The sequence below is a fragment of the Achromobacter sp. Marseille-Q4962 genome (assembly GCF_943737005.1).
GTDB lineage: Bacteria > Pseudomonadota > Gammaproteobacteria > Burkholderiales > Burkholderiaceae_B > Achromobacter.
The window spans coordinates 175822-183283 of sequence record NZ_CALSFU010000012.1; the positions used below are offsets into that span (position 1 = coordinate 175822).

Annotated in this window: 4 protein-coding genes and 1 pseudogene; 3 read left to right on the plus strand and 2 right to left on the minus strand. The window is 66.6% G+C overall.

Annotation, left to right across the window (positions count from 1 at the left end):
• Nucleotides 1–274: 274 nt before the first annotated feature.
• From aceE to lpdA, 3 genes are read left to right on the plus strand one after another with little or no spacing between them, the layout of a single operon-like run.
• Nucleotides 275–2983, plus strand: coding sequence for a pyruvate dehydrogenase (acetyl-transferring), homodimeric type (aceE, locus tag NGJ44_RS12800; RefSeq protein ID WP_251864147.1), 2709 nt, complete (start codon nt 275–277; stop codon nt 2981–2983).
• 12 nt (nt 2984–2995) lie between these two features.
• Complete coding sequence (gene aceF / locus NGJ44_RS12805; RefSeq protein ID WP_251864148.1) at nt 2996–4654, plus strand: dihydrolipoyllysine-residue acetyltransferase; 1659 nt, start codon at nt 2996–2998, stop codon at nt 4652–4654.
• A gap of 12 nt (nt 4655–4666) precedes the next feature.
• Entirely contained in the window at nt 4667–6433 is a 1767-nt protein-coding gene (gene lpdA, locus NGJ44_RS12810; protein ID WP_251864149.1) for a dihydrolipoyl dehydrogenase, read from the plus strand.
• A 158-nt stretch (nt 6434–6591) separates the two neighbouring features.
• On the opposite strand, the gene NGJ44_RS12815 is transcribed toward lpdA, so the two are convergent.
• Nucleotides 6592–6786: a YjfB family protein gene (locus NGJ44_RS12815; protein ID WP_053246439.1), complete on the minus strand. Its 195-nt coding sequence runs from the start codon at nt 6784–6786 to the stop codon at nt 6592–6594.
• A gap of 350 nt (nt 6787–7136) precedes the next feature.
• A pseudogene (locus tag NGJ44_RS12820) lies at nt 7137–7462 on the minus strand (hypothetical protein); the annotation flags it as partial.

Consider the following 7462-nt stretch of genomic DNA (forward strand, 5'->3'; position numbering starts at 1 on the left):
ATCGCGGTCGCAGGTGTTCAGCTTTTCGTCAATTTTTCACATTATAAAATGCCGTACCGCAACATGAAATTTTCCTTGCGGGCGATCCGTCTTCTTTCTTAGAATGCCCGCTGATAGGGAACCGACCCTGCAGCGGTCTTTCTCGATACAGCCCGACCCATCCTGCCGTGGCGGCCCGGAAGATCCCGGCCGGCGCGCCTGGTCCGCGAGTACATCGACATATACATCGAATAAGCGGGCGTGGTCATGAACGAACCCCAACAGGAGACACACGATGTCCTCTTACGCCCAGGCCGGCGCCGTGCAGGCCGCCAACGACGAAGACACCCAAGAAACCCAGGAATGGCTTGAAGCCCTGGCGGCAGTCCTCGACCGCGAAGGGCCGGAGCGCGCGCACTACCTGCTGGAGCGCCTGATCGACGAAGCCCGCCGTTCCGGCGCGCACATCCCGTTCTCGCCCAATACCGCCTACGTCAACACGATTCCTCCCGGCCTGGAGCCCGCCCACCCCGGCAACCTCGAACTCGAGGCGCGCATCCGCTCGTACGTGCGCTGGAACGCCATGGCCATGGTGGTCAAGGCCAACAAGCACAACCCGCCCGACGGCGGCGACCTGGGTGGCCACATCGCCTCGTTCGCCTCGCTGGCCACCATGATCGGCTGCGGCCAGAACCACTTCTGGCACGCCGAGACGGAAGACCATGGCGGCGACCTGGTCTATTTCCAGGGCCACACCTCGCCCGGCATGTACGGCCGCGCCTATCTCGAAGGCCGCCTCACTGAAGACCAGCTCAACCACTTCCGCCAGGAAGTCGATGGCAAGGGCCTGTCGTCGTACCCGCACCCCAAGCTGATGCCGGACTTCTGGCAGTTTCCCACGGTGTCCATGGGCCTGGGCCCGCTGATGGCCATCTACCAGGCGCGCTTCCTCAAGTACCTGCACGCCCGCGGCATCGCCGACACCAGCAAGCGCAAAGTCTGGGTGTTCTGCGGCGACGGCGAAATGGACGAACCCGAGTCGCTGGGCGCCATCGCCCTGGCGGCCCGCGAAAAGCTCGACAACCTCATCTTCGTCATCAACTGCAACCTGCAGCGCCTGGACGGCCCGGTGCGCGGCAACGGCAAGATCATCCAGGAACTCGAGGGCGACTTCCGCGGCTCGGGCTGGAACGTCATCAAGCTGATCTGGGGCGGCTACTGGGATCCGCTGCTGGCGCACGACAAGGAAGGCATTCTGCGCCGCATCATGGAAGAAACCGTGGACGGCGAATACCAGGCCTACAAGGCCAACGACGGCAAGTTCGTGCGCGAGCACTTCTTCGGCAAGCATCCCAAGCTGCTGGAGGCCGTCTCGCGCATGAGCGACGAAGACATCTGGCGCCTGAACCGCGGCGGCCACGATCCGCACAAGGTCTACGCCGCCTTCGACGCCGCCGTCAAGCACCAGGGCCAGCCCACCGTCATCCTGGCCAAGACCATCAAGGGCTATGGCATGGGCCACGTCGGCCAGGCCAAGAACCCCACTCACCAGCAGAAGAAGCTGGAGCTGGATTCCATCCGCGAGTTCCGCGACCGCTTCGCCATACCGATCCCGGACGACAAGCTGGCCGAGCTGCCGTACTTCAAGCCGGCGGAAGACTCGCCCGAGATGCAATACCTGCACGAGCGCCGCAAGGCCCTGGGCGGCTATCTGCCCAAGCGCCGCCAGAAGGCCGACGAGCAGCTCAAGGTGCCGGCGCTGGACGCCTTCAAGGCCGTGCTCGAACCCACCGCCGAGGGCCGCGAGATCTCCACCACCCAGGCTTTCGTGCGCGTGCTCAACCAGATCCTGCGCGACAAGCAGCTCGGTCCGCGCGTCGTGCCCATCCTGGCCGACGAATCGCGCACCTTCGGCATGGAAGGCCTGTTCCGCCAGATCGGCATCTACGCGCCGGAAGGCCAGAAATACGTGCCGGTCGACAAGGACCAGGTCATGTATTACCGGGAGGCGGCCGACGGCCAGCTCCTGCAGGAAGGCATCAACGAAGCGGGCGCCATGAGCTCGTGGATCGCGGCGGCCACGTCGTACTCCTCGAACAACCGCATCATGATCCCGTTCTACATCTACTACTCGATGTTCGGGTTCCAGCGCATCGGCGACCTGGCCTGGGCCGCCGGCGATATGCAGGCGCGCGGCTTCCTGCTGGGCGGCACGGCCGGACGCACCACGCTCAACGGCGAGGGCCTGCAGCACGAAGACGGCCACAGCCACATCCTGGCCTCGACCATCCCGAACTGCGTGTCCTACGACCCCACGTTCGCGCACGAACTGGCTGTCATCATCCAGCATGGCCTCAAGCGCATGGTGGAAGACCAGGAGAACGTGTACTACTACCTGACGGTGATGAATGAAAACTACCCGCAGCCCGGCCTGACCCCGGGCGACGAGGAAGGCATCATCCGCGGCATGTACAAGCTGAAATCGCACGGCAAGGGCAAGAACCGCGTGCAGCTCATGGGCTCGGGCACCATCCTGCGCGAAGTCCTGGCCGCCCAGGAACTGCTGGAGGCCGACTTCGGCGTGGCTTCCGACGTCTGGAGCGTGACCAGCTTCACCGAGCTGCGCCGCAACGGCCTGGACGCCGAGCGCCACAACATGCTGCATCCCGAAGACAAGACCCCGCAGGTCGCCTACGTGACCGAACAGCTCGCCAAGACGGAGGGCCCCATCATCGCCTCCACCGACTACATGAAGCTGTTTGCCGACCAGATCCGTCCGTTCATGCCCAAGGGCCGCGAATACAAGGTGCTGGGCACCGACGGGTTCGGCCGCTCGGATTTCCGCTACAAGCTGCGCGAGCACTTCGAAGTGGACCGCCATTTCGTGGTGCTGGCCGCGCTGCGCGCGCTCGCCGACGAAGGCAAGGTTCCCGCCTCCAAGGTGGCCGAAGCCATCAAGAAGTACGGCATCAATCCGAACAAAGCCAACCCGCAATACGCCTAAGGGTAAAGAGACATGAGCAACGTCGTGCAAATCAAGGTTCCCGACATCGGCGATTTCAAGGAAGTGGAAGTCATCGAGGTGCTGGTGTCGGCGGGCGATACGATCAAGGCCGAGCAGAGCCTGATCACCGTGGAATCGGACAAGGCGTCGATGGAGATTCCGGCCTCGCAGGGCGGGGTGGTGAAGTCGGTCAGCGTGAAGGTGGGCGACAAGGTGTCGGAAGGCTCGGTGATCCTGGAAGTGGAAGCGGCCGAAGGCGGCGCCGCGGCGGCCGCGCCGCAAGCGCCCAGGGCCGAGGCCGCCCAGCCGCAGCCCGCCCAGGCCGCGCCGGCCGCCGCCGAGCAAGCCGCTTCCTCCGGCCCGGTTGAAATCCAGGTTCCCGATATCGGCGACTTCAAGGAAGTCGAAGTCATCGAAGTCATGATCTCGGCGGGCGACACGATCAAGGCCGAGCAGAGCCTGATCACCGTGGAATCCGACAAGGCTTCCATGGAGATCCCCGCTTCGCAGGGCGGCGTGGTCAAGGAAGTGAAGGTCAAGGTGGGCGACAAGGTGTCCAAGGGCTCCGTGATCGCCGTGGTCGAAGGCCAGGCCGCGCCCAAGGCCCAGCCGGCCGCCGCCGCGCCCGCACCCAAGGCCGAGGCCGCCGCGCCCGCGCCCAAGGCGGAAAGCGCCGTGCCGTCCGCGCCGGCCCCTGCCGCGCGTCCCGCGCCTACCGCCGCGCTCGAAGACCCGGGCCTGAAACCCGGCCAGTTGCCGCATGCCTCGCCCTCGGTGCGCAAGTTTGCCCGCGAGCTGGGCGTGAACCTCAGCAAGGTCAAGGGCACCGGACCCAAAGAACGCATCACGGCCGACGATGTGCGCGCCTACGTCAAGCAGGCGCTGGCCTCGGGCGCGGCGCCGGGCGCCGCCGCCGGCGGTTCGGCCGACGGCGCGGCGCTGGGCCTGCTGCCGTGGCCCAAGGTGGATTTCACCAAGTTCGGCCCCATCGAGTCCAAGCCGCTGTCGCGCATCAAGAAGATCTCGGGCGCCAACCTGCACCGCAACTGGGTCATGATCCCGCACGTCACCAACAACGACGTAGCGGACATCACCGACCTGGAAGCCCTGCGCGTCACGCTCAACAAGGAAAACGAGAAGTCCGGCATCAAGGTCACCATGCTGGCCTTCATCATCAAGGCCGTGGTCGCGGCCCTGAAGAAGTTCCCGGAATTCAACGCCTCGCTCGACGGCGACAACCTGGTGCTCAAGCAGTACTACCACATCGGCTTCGCCGCCGACACGCCCAACGGCCTGGTGGTGCCCGTGATCCGCGACGCCGACAAGAAGGGCATCCTGGAAATCGCCAAGGAAATGGGCGAGCTGTCCAAGAAGGCCCGCGACGGCAAGATCTCCCCCGCGGAAATGCAGGGCGGCTGCTTCTCGATCTCGTCTTTGGGCGGCATCGGCGGCACCTCGTTCACTCCCATCATCAATGCGCCCGAAGTGGCCATCCTGGGCGTTTCGCGCTCGGCGCACAAGCCGGTCTGGGACGGCAAGCAGTTCGTGCCGCGCCTGATCGTGCCGCTGTCGCTGTCATATGACCACCGCGTCATCGACGGCGCCGCCGCCGCGCGCTTCAACGCCTATCTGGGCGCCGTGCTGGGCGACTTCCGCCGCATCGCGCTGTAAACGGGGAGCCTCATGAGCAATACCGTGCAAATCAAAGTTCCCGACATCGGCGATTTCAAGGAAGTGGAAGTCATCGAGGTGCTGGTGTCGGCGGGCGACACGATCAAGGCCGAGCAGAGCCTGATCACCGTGGAATCGGACAAGGCGTCGATGGAGATTCCGGCCTCGCAGGGCGGGGTGGTGAAGTCGGTCAGCGTGAAGGTGGGCGACAAGGTGTCGGAAGGCTCGGTGATCCTGGAAGTGGAAGCGGCCGAAGGCGGCGCCGCGGCGGCCGCGCCGCAAGCGCCCAGGGCCGAGGCCGCCCAGCCGCAGCCCGCCCAGGCCGCGCCTGCCGCGCCGGCCGCGGCCAGTTACTCGGGTTCGGCCGATCTGGAATGCGACATGCTGGTGCTGGGCGCCGGCCCCGGCGGCTACTCGGCCGCCTTCCGCGCCGCCGACCTGGGCATGGCCACCGTGCTGGTCGAACGCTACGACACGCTGGGCGGCGTCTGCCTCAACGTGGGCTGCATCCCGTCCAAGGCCCTGCTGCACAACGCCGCAGTCATCGACGAGGCCCGCGAACTGGCCGCCCACGGCATCAGTTTCGGCGAGCCCAAGATCGACCTCGACAAGCTGCGCGCCTACAAGGACAGCGTGGTCGCCAAGCTGACCGGCGGCCTGGCCGGCATGGCCAAGGCCCGCAAGGTCACCGTGGTGCGCGGCGTCGGCGAATTCGCCGATCCGCACCACATGACCGTCACCGCCAAGGACGGCAAGACCCAGACGATCCGCTTCAAGCAGGCCATCATCGCCGCCGGCAGCCAGTCGGTGAAACTGCCGTTCCTGCCCCAGGACGACCGCATCGTCGACTCGACCGGCGCGCTGCTGCTGCGCGAAATCCCCAAGAAGATGCTCATCATCGGCGGCGGCATCATCGGCCTGGAAATGGGCACCGTCTATTCCACGCTGGGCGCGCGCCTGGACGTGGTCGAAATGCTCGACGGCCTGATGCAGGGCGCCGACCGCGACCTGGTCAAGGTGTGGCAGAAGAAAAACGCCGGCCGCTTCGACAACATCATGTTGAAGACCAAGACCGTGGGCGCCGAAGCCAGGAAGGACGGCATCTACGTCAGCTTCGAAGGCGAAGGCGCGCCCAAGGAGCCCCAGCGCTACGATCTGGTGCTCCAGGCCGTGGGCCGCAGCCCCAACGGCAAGAAGATCGGCGCGGACAAGGCGGGCATCGCCGTTACCGACCGCGGCTTCATCGAAGTCGACCGCCAGATGCGCACCAACGTGCCCCACATCTACGCCATCGGCGACATCGTCGGCCAGCCCATGCTCGCCCACAAGGCCGTCCATGAAGGCCACGTCGCCGCCGAAGCGGCCGCCGGCCAGAAGTCGTTCTTCGACGCCCGCGTCATTCCCTCGGTGGCCTACACCGACCCCGAAGTCGCGTGGGTCGGCCTCACCGAAGACGAAGCCAAGAAGCAGGGCATCAAGATCGAGAAGGGCGTCTTCCCCTGGGCCGCTTCCGGCCGCGCCATCGCCAACGGCCGCGACGAAGGCTTCACCAAGCTCATCTTCGACGCCGAAACGCACCGCATCCTCGGCGGCGGCATCGTCGGCACCCACGCCGGCGACCTCATCAGCGAACTGGCCCTGGCCGTGGAAATGGGCGCCGACGTCGTCGACATCGCCAAGACCATCCATCCGCACCCGACCCTGGGCGAATCCGTCGGCATGGCCGCCGAAGTCGCCGAAGGCGTGTGCACGGATTTGCCGCCGATGAAGAAGAAATAAGTCCGCGGGCAAGCCGCAGGGTGCAACGGAAAACGCCGGTTCCTCCAAAGGGCCGGCGTTTTTCTTGATCGGCTGGCGCTTGTGGCGAGCGTGACGCGCTTATTGCGGCGTCCGACAGGCTGTGGGCGGGCGCAGGCGCTGCCGGTCGTCGCGGCCGGTCAGGCGTAGGTGTCGATGCGCGAACCCAGCGTTGCGTCCACGGCGAGCACCGGCAGCGATTGCATCAGGGTCAGGGCCGTATCGGCCTGCGCATCCAGGGCCTTTTTCAGCACCCGGGCCTGGATCTCCTGATTGACGTTCGCGCCCTGCAAAGCCAGGGCGGTGTCGACGGTGCTGCTGAGGGTAGCGTCCATATTCAGGAGTTCCTGTGCATGAGGGGCGGCGCAAGCCGCGGTTGCGCATTATGGCGCGGACCGGGCGCGGCGCAAAGCCAAAGCATTCCGCGGACGCGGCGTCGCAGCGTCATGCGGCGACGGAAATGCCGCGTTTGCAGGACCGGCGTGCCGGCGCCACCGCGATCCCGGCATGCTGGTCCAGCGCCACCAGGGGCCGCATCAGGCGTTCCGGCGAAATGTTCCGCAGCTTGCAGCGGCGGACCCGGGGACGTTGGATTGCGGCACGCCGGCGATGGCGGCGGCCTCGGCCTGGCTCAGGCCGCGACGGCCGGTGAGTTCATTGAACTTCGATTCGGGCGCATGCCCGCTCAAGGCCGGTCCGGGCACTCCTTGACCGCGCCCCAGGCGCGATGCGGCGCGCAGTACCGTTCGCGCGCTTCCCAGGCGCATTCCGGGCGCTCGAAGAACCCGCGCTCCGCGCAGGCGTCCAGCGCCTGGCGCAGTTCGCGCAGCCAGGCCCTCGGGTCCTGCGCCGGGATCTCCGTAATGCGCAGGGTGGACTGCGGTCCGGCAGGGGAAGGAACCGCCGCCTGCGTTCTGGGCGCGTCGTCTGCCGGGGCGGCAGACGGCCGCGGCGCCGCGTCTTGGTGCAGGGCTTGCGGCGTGTCGGCGGGCTTGGCGGCGGGGGCGGGGC